This window comes from Hydrogenophaga sp. GW456-12-10-14-TSB4, from assembly GCF_059424305.1.
The window spans coordinates 11646-30882 of sequence record NZ_JBWKZH010000026.1; the positions used below are offsets into that span (position 1 = coordinate 11646).

The 19237-nt window shown below is 68.9% G+C and carries 15 protein-coding genes; 4 read left to right on the top strand and 11 right to left on the bottom strand.

Annotated elements, in window-relative coordinates:
- The first annotated feature begins 186 nt into the window (after nt 1-186).
- Nucleotides 187-2115, top strand: coding sequence for a methyl-accepting chemotaxis protein (locus AC07ZS_RS14245; RefSeq protein ID WP_494799196.1), 1929 nt, complete (start codon nt 187-189; stop codon nt 2113-2115).
- Here the strand turns inward: AC07ZS_RS14245 and AC07ZS_RS14250 are convergent, their stop codons facing one another.
- Complete coding sequence (locus AC07ZS_RS14250; RefSeq protein WP_494799197.1) at nt 2116-3057, bottom strand: DMT family transporter; 942 nt, start codon at nt 3055-3057, stop codon at nt 2116-2118.
- 119 nt (nt 3058-3176) lie between these two features.
- Between AC07ZS_RS14250 and AC07ZS_RS14255 the strand changes: the two genes are divergently transcribed.
- Entirely contained in the window at nt 3177-4172 is a 996-nt protein-coding gene (locus AC07ZS_RS14255) for a quinone oxidoreductase family protein (RefSeq protein ID WP_494799198.1), read from the top strand.
- Nucleotides 4173-4199: 27 nt separating this feature from the next.
- Here the strand turns inward: AC07ZS_RS14255 and AC07ZS_RS14260 are convergent, their stop codons facing one another.
- The 5 genes from AC07ZS_RS14260 to AC07ZS_RS14280 form a co-directional block, all read right to left on the bottom strand.
- A complete protein-coding gene (locus tag AC07ZS_RS14260) occupies nt 4200-5348 on the bottom strand; it encodes an aminotransferase class V-fold PLP-dependent enzyme (protein ID WP_494799199.1) in 1149 nt (382 codons plus the stop codon).
- Nucleotides 5349-5424: 76 nt separating this feature from the next.
- Nucleotides 5425-7089: a Na/Pi cotransporter family protein gene (locus AC07ZS_RS14265; protein WP_494799200.1), complete on the bottom strand. Its 1665-nt coding sequence runs from the start codon at nt 7087-7089 to the stop codon at nt 5425-5427.
- 70 nt (nt 7090-7159) lie between these two features.
- Nucleotides 7160-7672: a signal peptidase II gene (lspA, locus tag AC07ZS_RS14270; RefSeq protein WP_494799201.1), complete on the bottom strand. Its 513-nt coding sequence runs from the start codon at nt 7670-7672 to the stop codon at nt 7160-7162.
- Nucleotides 7672-10533: an isoleucine--tRNA ligase gene (gene ileS / locus AC07ZS_RS14275; RefSeq protein ID WP_494799202.1), complete on the bottom strand. Its 2862-nt coding sequence runs from the start codon at nt 10531-10533 to the stop codon at nt 7672-7674. Before ileS ends, lspA begins: the two co-directional genes overlap by 1 nt.
- Before the next feature lie 119 nt (nt 10534-10652).
- Nucleotides 10653-11717, bottom strand: a complete 1065-nt coding sequence (locus AC07ZS_RS14280) for a bifunctional riboflavin kinase/FAD synthetase (RefSeq protein ID WP_494799203.1) — start codon at nt 11715-11717, stop codon at nt 10653-10655.
- 204 nt (nt 11718-11921) lie between these two features.
- On the opposite strand from AC07ZS_RS14280, the gene AC07ZS_RS14285 reads away from it, so the two are divergent.
- Nucleotides 11922-12479 carry an HNH endonuclease gene (locus tag AC07ZS_RS14285; protein WP_494799204.1) on the top strand — a complete coding sequence of 186 codons (558 nt, stop codon included), beginning with the start codon at nt 11922-11924 and terminating at the stop codon, nt 12477-12479.
- Nucleotides 12480-12489: 10 nt separating this feature from the next.
- Here AC07ZS_RS14285 and AC07ZS_RS14290 read toward each other — a convergent pair whose 3' ends face one another.
- From AC07ZS_RS14290 to AC07ZS_RS14305, 4 genes are all read right to left on the bottom strand, one after another.
- Complete coding sequence (locus AC07ZS_RS14290; RefSeq protein WP_494799205.1) at nt 12490-13866, bottom strand: twin-arginine translocation pathway signal; 1377 nt, start codon at nt 13864-13866, stop codon at nt 12490-12492.
- 4 nt (nt 13867-13870) lie between these two features.
- Entirely contained in the window at nt 13871-14986 is a 1116-nt protein-coding gene (locus AC07ZS_RS14295) for an acyl-CoA dehydrogenase family protein (RefSeq protein ID WP_494799206.1), read from the bottom strand.
- A 10-nt stretch (nt 14987-14996) separates the two neighbouring features.
- On the bottom strand, nt 14997-16178 hold the full coding sequence (locus AC07ZS_RS14300; protein WP_494799207.1) for an acyl-CoA dehydrogenase family protein: 1182 nt from the start codon (nt 16176-16178) through the stop codon (nt 14997-14999).
- A 79-nt stretch (nt 16179-16257) separates the two neighbouring features.
- Nucleotides 16258-16989 carry a YceH family protein gene (locus AC07ZS_RS14305; RefSeq protein WP_494799208.1) on the bottom strand — a complete coding sequence of 244 codons (732 nt, stop codon included), beginning with the start codon at nt 16987-16989 and terminating at the stop codon, nt 16258-16260.
- Nucleotides 16990-17003: 14 nt separating this feature from the next.
- On the opposite strand from AC07ZS_RS14305, the gene purN reads away from it, so the two are divergent.
- On the top strand, nt 17004-17597 hold the full coding sequence (gene purN, locus AC07ZS_RS14310; RefSeq protein ID WP_494799209.1) for a phosphoribosylglycinamide formyltransferase: 594 nt from the start codon (nt 17004-17006) through the stop codon (nt 17595-17597).
- On the opposite strand, the gene AC07ZS_RS14315 is transcribed toward purN, so the two are convergent.
- The gene (locus AC07ZS_RS14315; protein WP_494799210.1) at nt 17598-19217 is read right to left on the bottom strand and encodes a peptide chain release factor 3; all 1620 of its coding nucleotides are present in this window, start codon (nt 19215-19217) and stop codon (nt 17598-17600) included.
- Nucleotides 19218-19237: the final 20 nt, after the last annotated feature.

The window sequence follows — 19237 nt, forward strand, 5'->3', positions numbered from 1 at the left end:
CGCACCAGGCTTGTGCGAGGGTGTCGAAAAGCGGTGAAAACGCACCGCCGAGGCGCACTTTCTGCACCACTTCCATGCGGTTTTTCCGAATGAAAAACGCGATGGAAAAGTCGTGATTTTCTGCCTCAATTTGCCGGGGTGACCGTCGATGGTTGGACCACGTTCAACCCTCTTCGATCGGTCTCCATGTCCTCCCTGATCCGCAACCTGCGCCTGGTCCACAAGCTTGTCCTGCTCGGGCTCATCGCCGCGCTGCTGGTGGCCGTGCCCTTGACGGCCTATGTGCGCGACGCGCTGAGCGGACTCGCCGCCATCGAGTCCGAGCGCCAGGGCCTGGCGCCTTCGCGCTCGTTGCTGGAAGTGGTGCGCCTGGCGCAGATCCACCGCGGCATGACGGCCACCGTGCTCGGTGGCAAGGCCGATGCCGAACCCCAGCGCCAGGCCCGCGCGGACGAGGTGCAGCAGGCGGTGCAGCGCTTCGAGACGCTGCTGGCGAGCGACGTGGACGACGCGCGCATCCGCCGCGATTGGCAAGCGATCGCCGAACAGTGGCAGTCGCTGTCGCAGGCGGTGGCCGCGCGCGGTGTCACGGGGCCTGAAAGCTTCGCCCGCCACACCGCGATGATCGCGGGCCTGATCGAACTCAACGACCGCGTGTCGGACCACTTCGGCCTGACCTCCGACCCGGACAAGTCCACCTACTTTCTCATCATCGGCACGCTGCAGCAGATGCCGCGCCTGACCGAGATGCTGGGCCAGGCGCGGGCGCGCGGCTCCGCGTTGCTGGTGCGCCAGTCGGCCACACCGGAAGAGAAGGCGCAGATCGCCAGCCTGGTGGAGCGTGCGCGCGTGGGGGTGCGCGAGCTCGACATCAGCCTGGAAAAAGCGTTCGAGCACGACGCAACGCTCAAGACCCGTCTGGCCGCCGCGCATGCGCAGGCGCGCAGCGAATTCGAAGGCGCGCTCAAGCTGGCGCGCGAGCAGATCGTCGAGGCGCCGGCGCTGCAGTACGCCTCGGCCGACTACTTCAAGGCGACGACCGCCGCGATCGACGGCATGTACGGCCTGAGCGACCGCGCGACGAAAGAACTGGGTGTGGAGATCGACAGCCGCTACACCGAACAGCGCGGCGAGCTGGCTTGGGTGCTGAGCACCATCGCGGCTTTGCTGAGCGCGGGCGTGGCCTTTGCGATCGTCATCGGCCGCTCGATCACACGCCCGGCCGAGCTGGCCCGCACGGTGGCGGCCCGCGTGGCTGCCGGCGACCTGAGCCAGGCCGTGCCACCTGGCGGTGGCGATGAAATGGGCCAGTTGCTTCAGGCCATGTCGACCATGCAGGCCGAGCTCACCCGCGTGGTGGGCAGCGTGCGCGGCAACGCCGAGGGCGTGGCCGCAGCCAGTTCGCAGATCGCCCAGGGCAACCACGACCTGTCGGCGCGCACCGAGCAGCAGGCCTCGGCGCTGGAGGAAACCGCGGCCTCGATGGAGGAACTGAGCTCCACCGTGAAGCTCAATGCCGAGAACGCGCAGCAGGCCAACCGGCTGGCGATCAGCGCGTCCGAAGTGGCCACGCAGGGCGGCGATGTGGTGGCCCAGGTGGTCGACATGATGAAGGGCATCAACGACAGCTCGCGCCAGATCGCCGACATCATCAGCGTGATCGACGGCATCGCTTTCCAGACCAACATCCTCGCGCTCAACGCCGCGGTGGAGGCGGCGCGCGCGGGCGAGCAGGGCCGGGGCTTCGCGGTGGTGGCGGCCGAGGTGCGCAGCCTGGCGCAGCGCAGCGCCGCCGCCGCCAAGGAGATCAAGGGCCTGATCGGGGTGAGCGTGGACCGCGTGGAGCAGGGCACGGCGCTGGTGGACCAGGCCGGCAGCACCATGAGCGAGGTGGTGAGCTCGATCCGCCGTGTGACCGATATCGTGGGCGAGATCAGCGCGGCCAGCCGCGAGCAGAGCGACGGCGTGTCGCAGGTCGGTGAGGCGGTGACGCAGATGGACCAGGCCACGCAGCAGAACGCCGCGCTGGTGGAGGAAAGCGCCGCCGCGGCGCAGAGCCTGAAGTCGCAGGCCGATCAGCTGGTGCAGGCGGTGGCGGCCTTCCGCCTGGCGTGACTACTTGCGCGACGAGACCAGGATGCCGCCGACGATCAGCACGAAGCCGATCGCGTGGAAGAGCCGGGGCGGCTCGCCCAGCAGGGTGGCGGAGAGCAGGGCGGCGAACAGCGGCGTGAGGTTGTTGAAGAACGCGGCCATGGCCGGGCCCACGCGCGCCACGCCGGCGCCCCAGCAGCGGTAGGCCACCAGCGACGGGCCCACGGCCACATACACCAGCGCGGCCGCGAGCGGCCAACCCCACTGGATGGGGGACTGGCCGTCGGCCATCGGGGGCAGCGTGAGCCACTCGCCCGCGGCGAACAGGCCCGACCACAACAGCCCCATGGTGATCTGCGCGAGCAGGAAGGCGGCCCAGTCGGCCTTGATGTGGGCGGGCTCGGTGCCGGGCTTGGGGCGCACCAGCAACCAGCTGTACCAGGCCCACAGCAGCGAGGCCAGCAGCATCCAGCCGTCGCCCGGCACCAGCTTGACGGCCAGCAGGTGGTCGAGGTTGCCGTGCGAGAGCACCACCGCCACACCGCACAGCGAGAGCAGCGCGCCCAGCGCCGCGCGGCGCGAGATCGCCACGCCGTAGAAGATCCGGCCCAGCACCAGCATCCAGACCGGCATGCTGGCCGCGACCAGGGTCACGTTCATCGGCGTGGAGGTTTTCAGGGCCACGTACTGAAAGGCGTTGTAGCAGCCCACGCCCAGCAGGCCCAGCAGGGCGAAGCGCCGCCAGTGCGGCCACAGGCCGTCGGGGCCCGGGCGCAACACCCGGCCCGCGAACGGCAGCAACAGCACGAAGGCCAGGGTCCAGCGCAGGAAGTTCAGCGTGACCGGCGGCACCACGCCCTGCATCATGCGGCCCACCACGGCATTGCCCGCCCACATCAGGGGCGGAATGACGAGCAGCAGGAGGGTGGTGGGGTTCAGGCGGACGCTGGCGTTTTCGGACATGGCCCGCACTGTACCCGCGAGCCCATGCCCGGCTGGGGCCTGGGGGTGATCGGCCACGCGGTCGGGTGTGCCGGCGTTTCGTGGCAGCATGGCCGCTTTGAACCCCCGAGGAGAACGAGATGAGCGAACAGACCAGCCGCGCCGTGCGCATCCACGCCGTGGGCGGCCCCGAACAACTGGTGGTCGACACCGTGAGCGTGGGCGAGCCCGGCCCGGGCCAGGTGCGCATCCGGCACCACGCCATCGGCCTGAACTTCATCGACGTGTACCAGCGCACCGGCCTGTACCCGTTCCCGATGCCACTGGCGCTGGGCATGGAAGGCGCGGGCGTGATCGAGGCGGTGGGCGAAGGCGTGACCCACCTCAAGGCGGGCGACCGCGCGGCCTACGCCGCCAACCCGCCCGGCAGCTATTGCGACCTGCGCGTGCTGCCGGCGATGAACGTCTGCCGCCTGCCCGATGCGATCGATTTCGAGACGGGCGCGGCCATGATGCTCAAGGGCCTGACCGCGCAGTACCTGCTCAAGCGCTGCCGGCCGGTCGAGGGGCTGGAGGCGGGCGACTTCGTGCTGTTCCACGCCGCCGCCGGGGGCGTGGGCCTGATCGCCTGCCAGTGGGCCAAGTCGCTCGGCCTGCAACTGATCGGCACGGCAGGCTCCGACGAGAAGTGCGCGCTGGCGCTGGAACACGGCGCGGCGCATGCCATCAACTACCGCACCGAGGACTTCGCCGCGCGGGTCAAGGACATCACCAACGGCCAGGGCGTGAAGGTGGTCTACGACTCGGTGGGCAAGGACACCTTCGACAAGTCGCTGGACTGCCTGCGCCCCTTCGGCCTGATGGCGAGTTTCGGCAACGCCTCGGGCCCGGTGCCGCCGTTCGCGCCCGGCATCCTGGCCTCCAAGGGCTCGATCTATGTGACGCGCCAGACCCTGTTCAGCCACATCACCAGCCGCGAGCGCACGCAGGCCATGGCCGACGACCTGTTCGCGGTGGTGGAGGGCGGCAAGGTGAAGGTGCGCATCGACCAGCGCTTCCCCCTGACCGATGTGCAGGCAGCGCACAAGAGCCTGGAGGCGCGCGCCACCACCGGCTGCACCGTGCTGCTGCCGTAAAAAAAGCGGCCTGGGCCGCTTTTCTCGTCAGGCCGGTTGCGCCACCTTGGGCGCGACCTCGGCCAAGGCCCGCTCCAGGTGCTGGAGCGTGGCCGGCACGTCGTGCCACTTGTCCAGGCCGAACAGGCCGATGCGGAAGGTCTTGAAGTCCGGGCCTTCGTCGCATTGCAGCGGCACGCCAGCGGCGGTCTGCAGGCCCTGGGCGAGGAATTTCTTGCTCGACTGGATGTCGGGGTCGGTGGTGTGGCTCACCACCACGCCCGGCGCCTGGAAGCCGGCCGCAGCCACGCTGGGGAAGCCGTGGCGCACCAGCAGCGCGCGCACCTGTGCGCCCAGCGCCAGCTGTTCCTGGCGCACGCGCTCGACGCCATAGGCCTCGGTTTCCTTCATGGTCTCGCGCAGGCGGGTGAGCGCGTCGGTCGGCAGGGTGGTGTGGTACGCGTGGCCGCCGCCTTCGTAGGTCTCCATGATCTGCAGCCACTTCTTCAGGTCCATCGCGAAGGTGGTGCTCTGGGTGGCGTCGATGGCGCTGCGGGCGCGTTCGCTGAGCATCACCATGGCGCAGCAGGGCGAGCTGCTCCAGCCCTTCTGCGGGGCCGAGATGAGGATGTCGACGCCGGTGGCCTTCATGTCCACCCACATGGCGCCGGAGGCGATGCAGTCGAGCACGAACAGGCCGCCCACGGCATGCACGGCGTCGGCCACGGCCTTGAGGTAGTCGTCGGGCAGGATCATGCCGGCGGCGGTTTCCACGTGCGGTGCGAACACCAGGGCGGGCTTCTCGCGCGCGATGGTGGCCACCACCTCGTCGATCGGGGCGGGCGCCCAGGGCGCCTGCGCGCCCTCGCCGGTGCGGCGCGCCTTCATCACGGTGTGGCTGGCGGGGATGCCGCCCATGTCGAAGATCTGCGTCCAGCGGTAGCTGAACCAGCCGTTGCGGATCACCAGCACATGCTTGCCGTGCGCGAACTGGCGCGCCACCGATTCCATGCCGAAGGTGCCGCTGCCGGGCACCAGCACGGCCGAATGCGCGCCGTAGACGCGCTTGAGCATGGCCGAGATGTCGGTCATCACGCCCTGGAAGCGCTTGGACATGTGGTTGAGCGCGCGATCGGTGTAGACGACCGAGAACTCGAGCAGACCGTCGGGGTCGATGTGGGGCAGCAGTCCGGGCATGTTGTCTCCTGTGTCGGGCGCAAAAACGGAGGGTCAGCGTAGCACAGCCCCCCTGGGCTTGCAGCCGTGCGGCTGCTCAGAGCCGGCTGGCGTGCGACGGCGGGGTGGGCTCGCGCAGGCGGCTGGGGGCCAGCACGCCGGCGCTGTCGAGGATGGGATAGGCGATCGAGCAGATGTGCGAGTTGATGCGCTTGAGGTCGCTGATCAGGTCCAGGTGCAGCGAGCTGGTGTCCATGCTCTGCGGGGTCATGCCCGAGAGCCGGTCCAGGTGGGTGGCGGCGTACTCGCGCTCCATGTCGCGAAAGCGCACCTTCTCTTCCACCAGCTTCTGTGCGTCGCGCACGTTGCCGTTGAGGAACACGCTCATGCCCAGGCGCAGGTTGTCGAGCAGGCGCGCGTGCAGTTCGGTGATCTCGGCCATGCCGGCTTCGGAGAAGCTGCGGCCCTTGCGGATCTTCTTGTCCTCGATGTCCAGCAGCACGCGCTCGACGGTGTCGCCGATCTGCTCCATGTTGATGGTGAAGCTGATGATGTCGGTCCAGCGCCGGCTCTCGGCCTCGCTGAGTTGCTGGCGCGAGATCTTGGTGAGGTAGTACTTGATCGAAGAGTAGAGGTTGTCGACCGTGTCGTCGAGCTTGCGCAGGTCCTGCGAGAGCTTGGCGTCGTTGTTGCGGATCACGGTGACCACGCCGCGCAGCATGGTCTCGACCACGTCGGCCTGGTGCATGGCCTCGCGCGCGGCGCAGGAGATGGCCAGCGAAGGCGTGGCCAGGGCCGAGGGGTCGAGGTGGTTGGGCCGGTCCAGCGGGCTCTTGTCTTTCTTGAGCGGCAGCAGGCGGTTGACCAGGCGCGCCACGGGCTTGGTCAGGCCGATGAAGACGGCGCCCACCATCAGGTTGAAGCACAGGTGGAACAGCACGGTGAGCGTGGCCGGGTCCTGCACCAGCGGCTGCACGACCTGCAGCCACAGGGGAATGAGCCAGATCGCGATGGCCACGCCCAGCACCTTGAACAGCAGGTTGCCCAGCGGCACCTGGCGGGTGCTGATGCCGGATTTGGCGGTGGTGATCACGGCCAGCAACCCGCTGCCCAGGTTGGCGCCGAGCACGATGCCCAGGGCCACCTCCAGCCCGACCACCTGCACCGCCAGGGAGGAGGCCAGCAGCACCACCGCGAGGCTGGAGTAGGCCACCACCGCGAGGGTGGCGCCCAGCAGGATTTCCAGCAGCAGGTCGCTGGTGAGCGATTCCAGCATCAGTTGCACCGCGGGGTTCTGCGTCAGCACGCTGGTGGCGGCCGAGATCAGCCGCAGGGCCAGCAGCAGCAGGCCCAGGCCGATCAGCACGCGGCCGAAGTCGCCCACGGACGTGCCCTGGCGCGAGATGAACAAGGTGACGCCCAGGAAGATGAACAGCGGCGAGAGCCAGGACAGGTCGAAGGAGAACACCACGGCCATGAGGCTGGTGCCGATGTCGGCGCCCAGCATCACGGCCAGGGCGGCGGGCAGTGCGATCAGGCCCCGGCCCACGAAGGAGGCGGTGATCAGCGCGGTGGCGGTGCTGGACTGCACCAGGGCGGTCACGCCCAGGCCGGAAAGGGCTGCCGTGAAGCGGTTGCCCATGCTGGCGGCCAGGAACTGCCGCAGGCTGCTGCCGAAGACACGCAGCACGCCGGCCCGCACGAGGTGGGTGCCCCACACCAGCAGGGCGATGGCCGCGAGAAGGTCCAACAGATGTTTCATGAACCTCAAAACTATACGCCCGAGGACGTCGCCCCGCGGGCGGTGCGGATTCGCGGGGCCGCGCGGGGGCTCAGCGGCGGCGGCGCACGCGCAGGATCTCGTCCAGGATCAGGGCGGCCGCACCGACCGAGATGGCGATGTCGGCGAGGTTGAACGACGGGAAATGTCCGCCGGGGAAGAGGCCGGCCAGGAAGGACCAGTGGAAGTCGAGGAAGTCGACCACGTAACCGTGCCACAGGCGGTCGATCACGTTGCCCAGGGCGCCGCCCAGGATGCAGGACAGCGCGAACGCAAACAGCTTCTGGCCGGGGTGCGAGCGCAGCATCCAGACGATGAAGACCGCCGCACCCACGCCCACGGCGGTGAAGAACCAGCGCTGCCAGCCGCCCGCGCCCGCCAGGAACGAGAACGCCGCGCCCGTGTTGTGCACGCGCACGAGGTTGAAGAAGCTGGTGACGTGCGTGCTGTCGCCCAGCTGGTACACCGCCAGGATCCACTGCTTGGTGACCTGGTCGGCCACCAGCAGGGCGGCCGCCAGGCCCAGCCAGGGCCAGAGGTGGCTGTTGGGGCTTTTGCTCGCCATCAGGCCACCGTGCGCGGTTCGCCCGCGCCAAAGAGGTTGCTGGTGCAGCGGCCACACAGCGTGGGGTGGGCGGCGTCCGTGCCCACGTCGTCGCGGTAGTGCCAGCAGCGCTCGCACTTGGCGGCGGTGGACGGCACGACCTGCACCGCCAGCTCGTCGCCGGCCAGCAGCTCCACGGCCGAGACGATCAGCGCGAACTTCAGGTCGTCGCCCAGCGAGGCCAGCAGGGCGTGGTCGTCGGCCGGCGCGGTGAGGCGCACGTTGGCCTGCAGCGAGGCCCCCACCTGGCCGGCGGTGCGCACAGTCTCGATCTCCTTGTTGACCAGGTTGCGCACCTCGCACAGGCGCGTCCACTTGGCCAGCAGGGCTTCGTCGGCGTTGGGCAGCTGGGCGTAGGTCTCGAAGAAGATCGAGCCCTGGTTCTGCGCACCGGCCAGCACCGGCCAGGCTTCTTCGGCGGTGAAGCTCATGAACGGCGCCATCCAGCGCAGCATGGCGTGGGTGATCTGGTGCAGCGCGGTCTGGGCGCTGCGCCGGGCCAGGCTCTTGGGCGCGGTGGTGTAGAGCCGGTCCTTGAGCACGTCGAGGTAGAACGCACCCAGGTCTTCCGAGCAGTACACCTGCAGCTTGGCCACCACCGGGTGGAACTCGTACACGTCGTAGTGCGCCAGCACCTCGGCCTGGAACTGCGCGGCGCGCGCGAGCGCGTAGCGGTCGATCTCCAGCATCTGGTCCAGTGGCACGGCGTCGGTGGCCGGGTCGAAGTCGCTCACGTTGGCGAGCAGGAAGCGCAGCGTGTTGCGGATGCGGCGGTAGGCGTCGACCACGCGGGCGAGGATCTTGTCGTCGCCGGCGATGTCGCCCGAGTAGTCGCTCGCGGCCACCCACAGGCGGATGATCTCGGCGCCCAGTTTCTTGGTCACGTCCTGCGGGTCGATGCCGTTGCCGAGCGACTTGCTCATCTTGCGGCCCTGGCTGTCCACGGTGAAGCCGTGGGTGAGCAGGCCGCGGTAGGGCGCGCGGTCGTGCAGGGCGCAGCCCAGCAGCAGGGAGGAATGGAACCAGCCCCGGTGCTGGTCGTGGCCTTCGAGGTACAGGTCGGCCTCGGGGCCCTGGGAGTGGAAGGCGCCGTTGACGTAGGCCTTGGCATGGCTGCCGCGCAGCACGTGCTGGAAGGTCGAGCCGGAGTCGAACCAGACCTCCAGGATGTCCTGGCTCTTGGTGTAGTTCGGCGCGTCCTGCGCGCCCAGGATGTCCTCGGCCGTCACGCGGCTCCAGGCCTCGATGCCGCCCTTCTCGACGATGTCGGCGGCCTGGTCGAGGATCTCCATGGTGCGTGGGTGCAGCTCGCCCGAATCCTTGTGCAGGAAGAACGGGATCGGCACGCCCCAGCTGCGCTGGCGCGAGATGCACCAGTCGGGCCGGTTGGCGATCATGTCGTGCAGGCGCGCCTTGCCGTTTTCCGGGAAGAAGTGGGTGTGCTCGATCGCGTCCAGCGCGGTCTGGCGCAGGGTGCGCGGCGCCTTGTCCTTGGTGAACACGCCTTCGCCCTCGTCCATGCGGATGAACCACTGCGCGGCGGCGCGGTAGATCACCGGCGTCTTGTGGCGCCAGCAGTGCGGGTAGCTGTGGGTGATGGGCTGGGTCGCCATGAGGCGGCCGGCGTTCTTCAGCGCTTCCAGGATGGCCGGCACGGCCTTCCAGATGTGCTGGCCGCCGAACAGCGGGAAATCGGCCGCGTAGGTGCCGTTGCCTTGCACCGGGTTGAGGATGTCGTCGTAGGCCAGGCCGTGCGACACGCAGGAGTTGAAGTCGTCCAGGCCGTAGGCCGGGGCCGAGTGCACGATGCCGGTGCCGTCGCTGTCGCTCACGTAGTCGGCCAGGTACAGCGGCGAGAGGCGGCGGTAGCCGGCGTCGGCGTCGTACAGGGGGTGGCGGAAGCTCAGGTCGCGCAGGGCCTCGCCGGGGGCAGTGGCGATCACCTGGCCTTCGAGCTGGAAGCGCTCCAGGCATTTCTCGACCAGCGACTCAGCCAGCAGCAGCACGCCGCGCGGCGTGTCGACCAGCGCGTAGGTCAGGCCCGGGTGGGCGTTGAGCGCCTGGTTGGCCGGGATGGTCCAGGCGGTGGTGGTCCAGATGACGGCGAAGCCGGTCTTGCCCGCCGGCAGCGCGGCCAGGCCGAAGGCCTTGGCGAGCGCGGCCGGGTCGTTGGCCTCGAAGGCCACGTCCAGCGTGTCGCTCTTTTTGTCGGCGTACTCGATCTCGAACTCGGCCAGCGAGGAACCGCAGTCGAAGCACCAGTAGACGGGCTTGAGGCCGCGGTAGACGAAGCCGCGCTCGATCACGCGCTTGAAGGCGCGGATCTCGCCCGCCTCGTTGGCCGGGTCCATGGTGCGGTAGGGGCGCTCCCAGTCACCCAGGATGCCCAGGCGCTTGAAGTCCTCGCGTTGCAGGCCGATCTGTTCGGTGGCGTAGGCGCGGCTCTTGGCCTGCATGTCGTCGCGGCTGAGGTTGCGGCCGTGCTTTTTCTCGATCGCGTTCTCGATCGGCAGGCCGTGGCAGTCCCAGCCGGGGATGTACTGGGCGTCGAAGCCGGCCAGCTGGCGGCTCTTGACGATCATGTCCTTGAGCACCTTGTTGACGGCGTGGCCCATATGGATCTGGCCGTTGGCGTAGGGCGGGCCGTCGTGCAGCACGAACAGCGCCGCGCCTTCGCGGGCGTCGCGCAGGCGTTTGTAGAGGCCCTCCTGGTTCCAGCTGTTCACCCAGCCTGGCTCGCGCTTGGGCAGGTCGCCGCGCATGGGGAAGGGGGTGTCGGGCAGGTTGAGGGTGCTGCGGTAATCGGTGGGGGTGTCGGACATGACAGGAATTCCGTGGTGGCTTCGACAAGCTCAGCCCGTACCGGGGAGTGTGAGGGACTGGGGACAGAAACCGTTCGCCCTGAGCCTGTCGAAGGGCAGCGACCGGACAGACAGGTCGTCTAAATTCGGTCGCGGGTGGTCTGCCGGTGGGTCTGGGTGTGCAGCGACGCAAAGAACGCGCGTGCGTCGTCGCAGTCCCGTGCGATGCCCTGGGTCAGGGCGTCGAGGCTGTCGTACTTCAGCTCGTCATGCAGTTTGTGCAGCGGTTCCACGCGCACGATTTTACCGTAGGCCTCTCCGCCGGGCAGGCTGGCGGCCAGGGAGGCCGGCCAGTCGAGGCAATGGGTCTCCAGCAGCACCCGCCCGCCGTTGACGTCGTCCGGGTCCAGCGAGGGCCTCACGCCCAGGTTGGCCACGCCCGGCAGGGGGGGCGAATCGGCGTGCGGCCCCAGGCCGTGCACGTGCACCGCGAAGATGCCGCTGGCGGCCGGTTTCCAGTGCGAGAAGCGCAGGTTGAGGGTGCGAAAACCGTCGCCGCGCCCGGGGCTGCTCTCGGCCAGCTGGCGGCCGAGCTTGCGCCCGTGCACCACGTGGCCGCTGATGCTGTAGGGCCTGCCCAGCAGGGCCGACACGTCGTCCATGCGCCCGGCGCCCAGGGCGTCGCGCACGGCGGAACTGGACACGCGCAGGCCATGCACCTCGTAGCTCTGCATGCGCGCCACGTCGAAACCCAGGCGGTTGCCCGCCGCGTCGAGCATGGCGTAGTCGCCCGCGCGCCGGGCGCCGAAGCGGAAATCGTCACCCACCAGCACGTAGCGCACGCCGAACGCGCCCACCAGCGTGTCTTCGATGAAGGCCTCGGGCGACTGGTTGGCCAGCCGGGCGTTGAACGGCAGGATCACGCATTCGTGGACGCCGCAGCGCTCCAGCTCCTGCAGCTTGTCGCGCAGCGTGGCGATGCGCGCGGGCGCCAGTTCGGGCTTGTGGTGCAGGGCGGCGAAGTAGTCGCGCGGATGGGGCTCGAAGGTCATCACGCAGCTGGGGACGCCGCGGTGCCGGGCTTCGTTGTTGAGCAGCGCGAGCATGGCCTGGTGGCCCCGGTGCACGCCGTCGAAGTTGCCGATAGTCAACGCGCAGTCCGGGGAGCCGGTGGGGCGGGAGCGCAAACCGCGATAGATTTTCATGCCGAAGAAAGATGGTCGGGGGCTGCGGTGAGAGGGTATTTGAGGGCGAAAGGCGTGGCTTCCAGGCCTGCGTCACAGCCGCTGCGTCAAAGCTTGCTATATTGGCACACGATGATATGCGCCCGCAGGCCCCGCCCGCGGCCGCAGGGCGGCTTTCCCAGGGCCGTCCCTCCCCGGTGACTTGTTCGTTGGAAGGAGCCCGTCTTGAAGGTCTTGAAGCTCTCCGCACAGGGACTGCCACAGTCGTGGATCAGCCTGGAGGAAGCCGTGTTGCATTACGCGGCGGATGAGGTGCGCTGGGAGATGGGGGCCGAGATCGCGGTGTTCCACGGCGGGCACAACGCGGTGACCGGGCGCCAGTCCATCATCACGGTCAATTCCATCATCGGCACCCAGGGCGTGCCGCGCATCAACCCCTTCGACCTGCGCCCCACGCTGACCAACAGCAAGCTGTTCGCGCGCGACCGCAACGTGTGCGCCTACTGCGGCGAGCCTTGTCACGACGAGGTGTGCACGCGAGAGCACATCGTGCCGCTGGGGCAGAACGGGCGCGACACCTGGATGAACGTGGTGACGGCCTGCAAGTCGTGCAACCACCGCAAGGGCAACCGCACGCCCGAACAGGCCCACATGGGGCTGTTGTACACGCCCTACGTGCCCAGCCTGTGGGAAGACTTCATCCTGCGCAACCGCCGCATCCTGGCGGACCAGATGGAGTTCCTGATGTCGCACCTGCCCAAGACCTCGCGGCTGCACGCCTGAGGCCCGGGTTTCAGTACGTCAGTTCGAGGACCACGAGGTGGTTCTCGCCCGCTGGCCAAGTCCGGCCGGTGATTTTTTCGCCGTTGAACTCCGCTGCGATGGGCCGCACACCTTCCGTGGCGAGGGCCAGTTTCGAGCTGGAGACCCCCGCTCCCGCGGGTGGCACACCGGGCAAGGCCTTGCCGTCGAACGACATCGTGTCGCGCGCGGCATCGAAGTAGCCGCGCGGCCGGGTGAAGGTGACGACGGACCTGGCGCCCTTGTCGGCGGCCGCGATGCGCTCGGCCCGCAGGTGGACCAGCCCGCTGCCGCGCGGGAAAGGACTGCGGTAGATGTGGGTGGTGGCGTAGCCCGGCGCGCTGATGACGAACTCGTGGGCCACACCGGCCTGCGCGGTGAACGGGCCCCAGAGGCCGTCGGTGCCCACGGTTTTGCTGTGCACGGCCGCACCCCGGCGCTCGCCCGTGGTGGGGTCGGTGGCGTAGACCGTGAGCTGCGCGCCTGGCAGGGGCAGGTTGTTGGTGTCGTTGCCCGACGCCGGGTCGGTGGACGACACGCCCAGGCCGGTGACCTTGCCGTTGAGCACCACCGGGGTCTGGGGGGTGATCGCCAGCGTGCGGGGCGCCTGGCCGGTGATGAAGCGGTGCATGGCGTCGAAGGCCGCCGGTGAGAAGGAGGTCTCGCGGTGATCCACGCGGGGCAGCACGACGTTGTGGGCGCCCTTGAGCGCCGGCCCGTCGAAGCTCACGTTGGTGGCGGTGCCCCGGGCGCCGATCCACACGCCATCGGGTTGGGCGAACTTGTCGTTGTTGTCCGAGCGCAGGGTCATCCACTTCACCGGGCCGGCCACCTCGTCGCCGGCGGCGTTCTTGGGCGCGTTCAGGGCGCTGAGAAAGGGGCCGGTGCCGGCGAACTCGTTGGCTTCGCGGAAGCCCTTGATGGCCCAGACGCCGTGGTTGGGCGTGCCGCCCAGCAGCGCGTGGCTCACCGTCTTGTCGCCGCCGCCGTTCTGGATGTAGTTGCGCACCGCGTAGCCGCCGCGCGAGTTGGCCACCAGCACCACCTGCGGCGCACCGGTGGTCTTCAGGACCTTGTCCACCTCGGCCTTGAGAAAGGCCATGTGCTCGGCGGTGGACGAGCGCCCGGGCTGGGCCTTGCCGTCGTCGTCGCGCGCGAGCGGGTAGGGCAGGTCGATCGCGTGCAGGCGCTCGCGCGGCCAGCCGTTGGACTCGAAGCGCCACAGGGTGGTCTGCCAGATGGAGGCAGCGTCGCCGTTGCCGTGCACGAACACGATGGGCGGTTGCCCGGTGCCCTGCGGTGTGTTGGCACAGGCCACGAGCAAGAGGCTGCTGGCGGCGGCGGCGAACAGGGTGCGGCGCGTCGTCATGGGATCAGGCGAACACGCCGGCCGTGTCCTGCATGCGGGCGGAGACTTCGCCCAGCTGGTGCAGGGTGTCGCCGTAACTCATTTCCAGCTGCGTGAGCTTCTTGAAGTAGTGGCTCACGATGTACTCGTCGGTCACGCCGATGCCGCCGTGCAGCTGCACCGCCTGCTGGCCGACGAAGCGCATGGCCGTGCCCAGCTGCACCTTGGCCCGCGCCATGGCGGCGCGGCGCTCGGGCGCCGGGGCGTTGAGCTTGAGACTGGCGTAGTAGCTCATGGAGCGCGCCAGTTCCAGCTGCATCTTCATGTCCGACACGCGGTGGCGCAGCGCCTGGAAGCTGGCGATGGCCACGCCGAACTGCTTGCGCGTGTTCATGTACTCGACGGTGATGTCCAGCGTCTTGTCCATCACGCCCACGCCTTCGGCGCAGGTGGCGGCGATGCCGATGTCCACAGCGTGTTCCAGCGCGGTCAGGCCGTCCGTCGTGATCAGCTGGGCGGGGGCTTCCTTGAGCGTGAGGTCGCCGGCACGGCCGCCGTCCTGCGTGCCATGGCCGCGGGTGCTCACGCCCGAGGCGGTGCGCTCCACCAGGAACAGGGCGAGCTTGCCGCCGGCCACGGCGGGCACCACGAAGGCGTCGGCCTGGTCGGCGGCGGGCACCACGTTCTTGATGCCCGAGAGCGTCCAGCCGCCGCCGGCCTGGGTGGCGGTGGTGGCGCAGACGTCGAGCCTGTAGCGGGCCTTGCGCTCCTGGTGCGCGAGCACCACCAGCGCTTCGCCGGAGGCCATGCGCGGCAGCCAGGCGGCCTTGAGGGCGGCCGGGGCGTAGCCGCCCAGCACGCCGGAGGTGATGAGGGTCTGGGCGAGGGGCTCGAGCACGATGCCGCGCCCCAGCTCTTCCATGACCACCATGCCTTCGATGGGGCCCATGCCCAGACCGCCGTCGTCCTCGCTCACGTAGAGGCCGGCCAGGCCGAGTTCGGCCAGTTCACCGTAGGCGGCGCGGTCGAAGCCGCCGGCGGCCACGATGGTGTTGCGGCGCTCGAAGGTGTAGCCCTTGTCGACCCATTTGCGCACGGCGTCGCGCAGTTGTTGTTGGTCGTCGCTGAAATCAAAGTCCATGTTTTTCTCCTCAGCCCAGAACGGTTTGCGCGACGATGTTGCGTTGCACTTCGTTGCTGCCGCCGTAGATGGTGGTCTTGCGCATGTTGAAGTAGGTGGACGCCAGCGGCGCGTTGGCGGTGACGCCGCCGGGGAAGTCGCCCTGCCAGCCGGCCTCCATGGCCTCTTCGATGAAGGGCAGGCTGTAGGGGCCGGCCGCCAGCATCATGAGTTCGCTGTAACGCTGCTGAATCTCGCTGCCCTTGATCTTGAGCAGGCCGGCGATGTCGAGCGAGTTCTTGCCCGACTTTTCGGCCGAGAGCACGCGCAGCACGAGCATCTCCAGTGCCACCACGTCGACTTCGAGCAGCGCGATCTGGTCGCGAAAGCGCAGGTCGTCCCAGACGCCTTCGGTCTTGGCGATGCGCTTCAGGCGCTCGAGCTCGCGCTTGGCGCGGTTCACGTCGGCGATGTTGGTGCGTTCGTGGCTGAGCAGGTGCTTGGCGTAGGTCCAGCCCTTGTTCTCCTCGCCGATCAGGTTTTCCGCCGGCACCTCGACGTTGTCGAACCAGACCTCGTTGACCTCGCTCTCGCCGTCCAGCAGCTTGATGGGCCGCACGGTGACGCCGGGCGACTTCATGTCGATCAGCAGGAAGGAGATGCCGGTCTGCGGTTTGCCTTCGGTGCTGGTGCGCACCAGGCAGAAGATCCATTCGCCGTACTGGCCCAGCGTGGTCCAGGTCTTCTGGCCGTTGACGATGTACTTGTCGCCCTGGCGCTCGGCGCGGGTCTTGACCGAGGCCAGGTCCGAGCCCGAGCCGGGTTCGCTGTAGCCCTGGCTCCACCACACCTCGCCGCTGGCGATGCCGGGCAGGAAGCGTTCCTGCTGGGCCTTGTTGCCGAAGGCCATGATCACCGGCGCCACCATCACGGGGCCGAAGGGCACCACGCGCGGCGCGCCGGCCAGGGCGCACTCTTCCTCGAACAGGTGCTTCTGCACCGCGGTCCAGCCCGGGCCGCCGAACTCCTTGGGCCAGCCCCAGCCCAGCCAGCCCTTCTTGCCGAGGATCTTGGCCCAGCGCTGCATGTCGTCGCGCGTCAGGCGCAGCGCGTTGTGCACCTTGTGGGCGATTTCGGCGGGCAGGTTGGCCTTGACCCAGCCCCGGATGTCTTCGCGAAACGCCTGTTCTTCGGGCGTGAATGCCAAATCCATGGAATGTCTCCTGGTGGCCGCCACAGGATGTGTGCCGGCAAATTGAACAACGCCGGCCAGTTTCGCACGACCGTTCGTTTTAGGGCTGTCCGGGCTGCGACAAGCCGAGCTGCTCGTTCAGATTTTGAAGCTGGTCCTGCAGCAGGGCCACGGTGTTTTCCAGTGTGGCCACCCGGCGGGTGAGGGCGATGAGCTCGTCTTCGGTGGCCGCGCTGCCCTGGGTGGACGGCGTGGCTGCGACGGCGGTGGTGTCCACCGGGCCGCAGAGCAGGTGGGCCCAGCGCTGCTCGCGAGCGCCGGGCGCGCGCGGCAGTTTCACCACGAGCGGGCCGCCTTTCTCGACGCTGCGGTCCTGCAGCTCCTCCAGGAAGCCGTCGACCGAGGCGATGTCCAGGAACTTGTACCAGCGCTCGGTGTTCAGGCGCAGCTCGCCGGCGGTCTGCGGGCCGCGCAACATCAGCATGCCCAGCAGCACGGCGGATTGGTCGGGCACGCCCACGGCGCGCGCGAAATTGTGCTCGTAGCGGGTGACGCGGCTGCCGCTGCCCTCCATCACCATGTGCAGGCTGCGCAGGTTGTCCAGCGCTTCCAGCACCTGGGCATCGGCCAGGTTCATCACCGGGTCGCGGCTGGACTTCTGGTTGCAGCCCGTCACCAGGGCGTTGAGCGTCATGGGGTAGCTGTCGGGCACGGTGCGCGCCTTTTCCATGAGGGTGCCGAGCACGCGCGCCTCGGCGGGCGAGAGCGGGCGCTGCTGGAAATCGTGGCCGCGCGGGCGGCCGGTGGATGGGGTTTGCAGGTCTGAGGTCATTACACTTCCCGGCCATGTCTGGCGTGAACAAAAACATCGTGATTCTCATCTCCGGCAGCGGCTCCAACATGGCCGCCATCGTGGAGACGGCCCGGACGCAGCGCTGGCAGGCCCGGTTCGGCGCGCGCGTGGCGGCCGTGGTGAGCAACAAGGCCGCGGCCCAGGGCCTGGCCTGGGCGAAGGAACAAGGCATCGCCACCGCCGCACTGGACCACACCGCCTACGCCAGCCGCGAGGCCTTCGACGCCGCGCTGATGGCCGAGATCGACCGCCACGATCCCGCGCTGGTCGTGCTGGCGGGCTTCATGCGCATTCTCACCCCGGGGTTCGTGGCGCACTACGAGGGCCGCTTGGTCAACATCCACCCCAGCCTGCTGCCCGCGTTCCCGGGCCTGAAGACGCACCAGCGCGCGATCGAGATGGGCTGCCGCTTCGCGGGTGCCACCGTGCACCGCGTGACGAGCGAACTCGACCATGGCGAGATCCTGGCGCAGGCGGTGGTGCCGGTGCTGCCCGAGGACACGCCCGAGGCGCTGGCGGCGCGGGTGCTCACGCAGGAGCATGTGATCTACCCCCGCGCGGTGGAGCGGCTGCTGGCCGCCGCCTGATCAGACGCCCTTGGCGAACACCAGGCCTGCGTGCTCGCGCATGGCGTGGAACTTGATCTTCGGCCAGTTGGCCTCGACCGCGCGCAAGGTGGCCGCGTGGTCCACCAGCAGCGTGGGCGCGTCCACCGCGTCCAGCGCCACGCGGTGGCTGTTGGCGTCGATGAAGCGCTTGAGTTCGACCTCGCCGCCGTCCTCCGGTGCGCAGGTCACCCAGCGGGCCACCTGGTACGGGCTGTTCATGATGCGGGCCTTCACGCCGTATTCGTGCTCCAGCCGGTGCGCGACCACCTCGAACTGCAGCTGACCCACGGCGCCCAGCAGCAGCACCGAGCCGGCCACGGGGCGGAACACCTGGATGGCACCCTCTTCGCCCAGCTGGGTGAGACCGGCGCGCAACTGCTTGCTGCGCAGCGGATCGGCCACTTCCACGCTGCGGATGATTTCCGGCGCGAAGAAGGGCAGGCCGGTGAACTGCAGGCTTTCGCCCTCGGTGAGCGTGTCGCCCAGTTGCAGCACGCCGTGGTTGGGGATGCCGATGATGTCGCCGGCAAAGGCTTCGTCGAGCAGTTCGCGGCGCTGTGAGAGGAAACTCACCACGGTGTTGGGCCGCAGGTCCTTGCCCGAGCGCACCACCTTGAGCTTCATGCCGCGCTCGAAATGGCCGCTGGCCACGCGCACGAAGGCGATGCGGTCGCGGTGCGCCGGGTCCATGTTGGCCTGGATCTTGAAGACCACGCCGCTGAACTTGGTTTCCTCGGGCTTGACCGTGCGCTGGATCGCGGGCCGCTCGCCCGGGGGCGGTGCCAGGTCGACCAGGGCGTCGAGCACCTCGCGCACGCCGAAGTTGTTCACCGCCGAACCGAACAGCATGGGCGTCTGCTGGCCGGCGAGGAACTTGTCTTCCTCGAAGGCGGGCGAGGCGCCGGCCACGAGCTCCAGCTCGTCGCGGGCCTGCTCGAACTCGGCGCCGAAGCGCTTGAGGCTCTCGGGGTTGTCCAGACCGGCCAGCACGTCCTCGTCGCCACCCCGGCGGTCTTCGCCGGCGGCGAACACGCGCATCTGGTCGGTGCGGCGGTCGAACACGCCCCGGAAGGTCTTGCCCATGCCCACCGGCCAGGTGAAGGGCACGACCGTCATGCCCAGCTCGCGCTCGATCTCGTCCATCAGGTCCAGCGGGGCCTGCACCTCGCGGTCCATCTTGTTGACGAAGGTCAGGATGGGCGTGTTGCGCGCGCGGCAGACCTGCAGCAGGCGGCGGGTCTGGGGTTCCACGCCGTTGCCGGCGTCGATCACCATCAGCGCGGCGTCCACGGCCGTGAGCACGCGGTAGGTGTCTTCCGAGAAGTCCTGGTGCCCCGGGGTGTCCAGCAGGTTGATCACGCAGTCGCGGTACTCCATCTGCATCACCGAGGAGGCGACCGAAATGCCCCGCTGCTTTTCGATTTCCATCCAGTCGCTGGTGGCGTGGCGCGCGGCCTTGCGGGCCTTCACGCTGCCGGCGATGTTGATCGCGCCCGAGAACAGCAGCAGCTTCTCGGTGAGGGTGGTCTTGCCCGCGTCGGGGTGGGAAATGATGGCGAAGGTGCGCCGGCGGCGCACCTGGTTCGGGATGTCGGACATAGCCCACGATTATCCCCGGT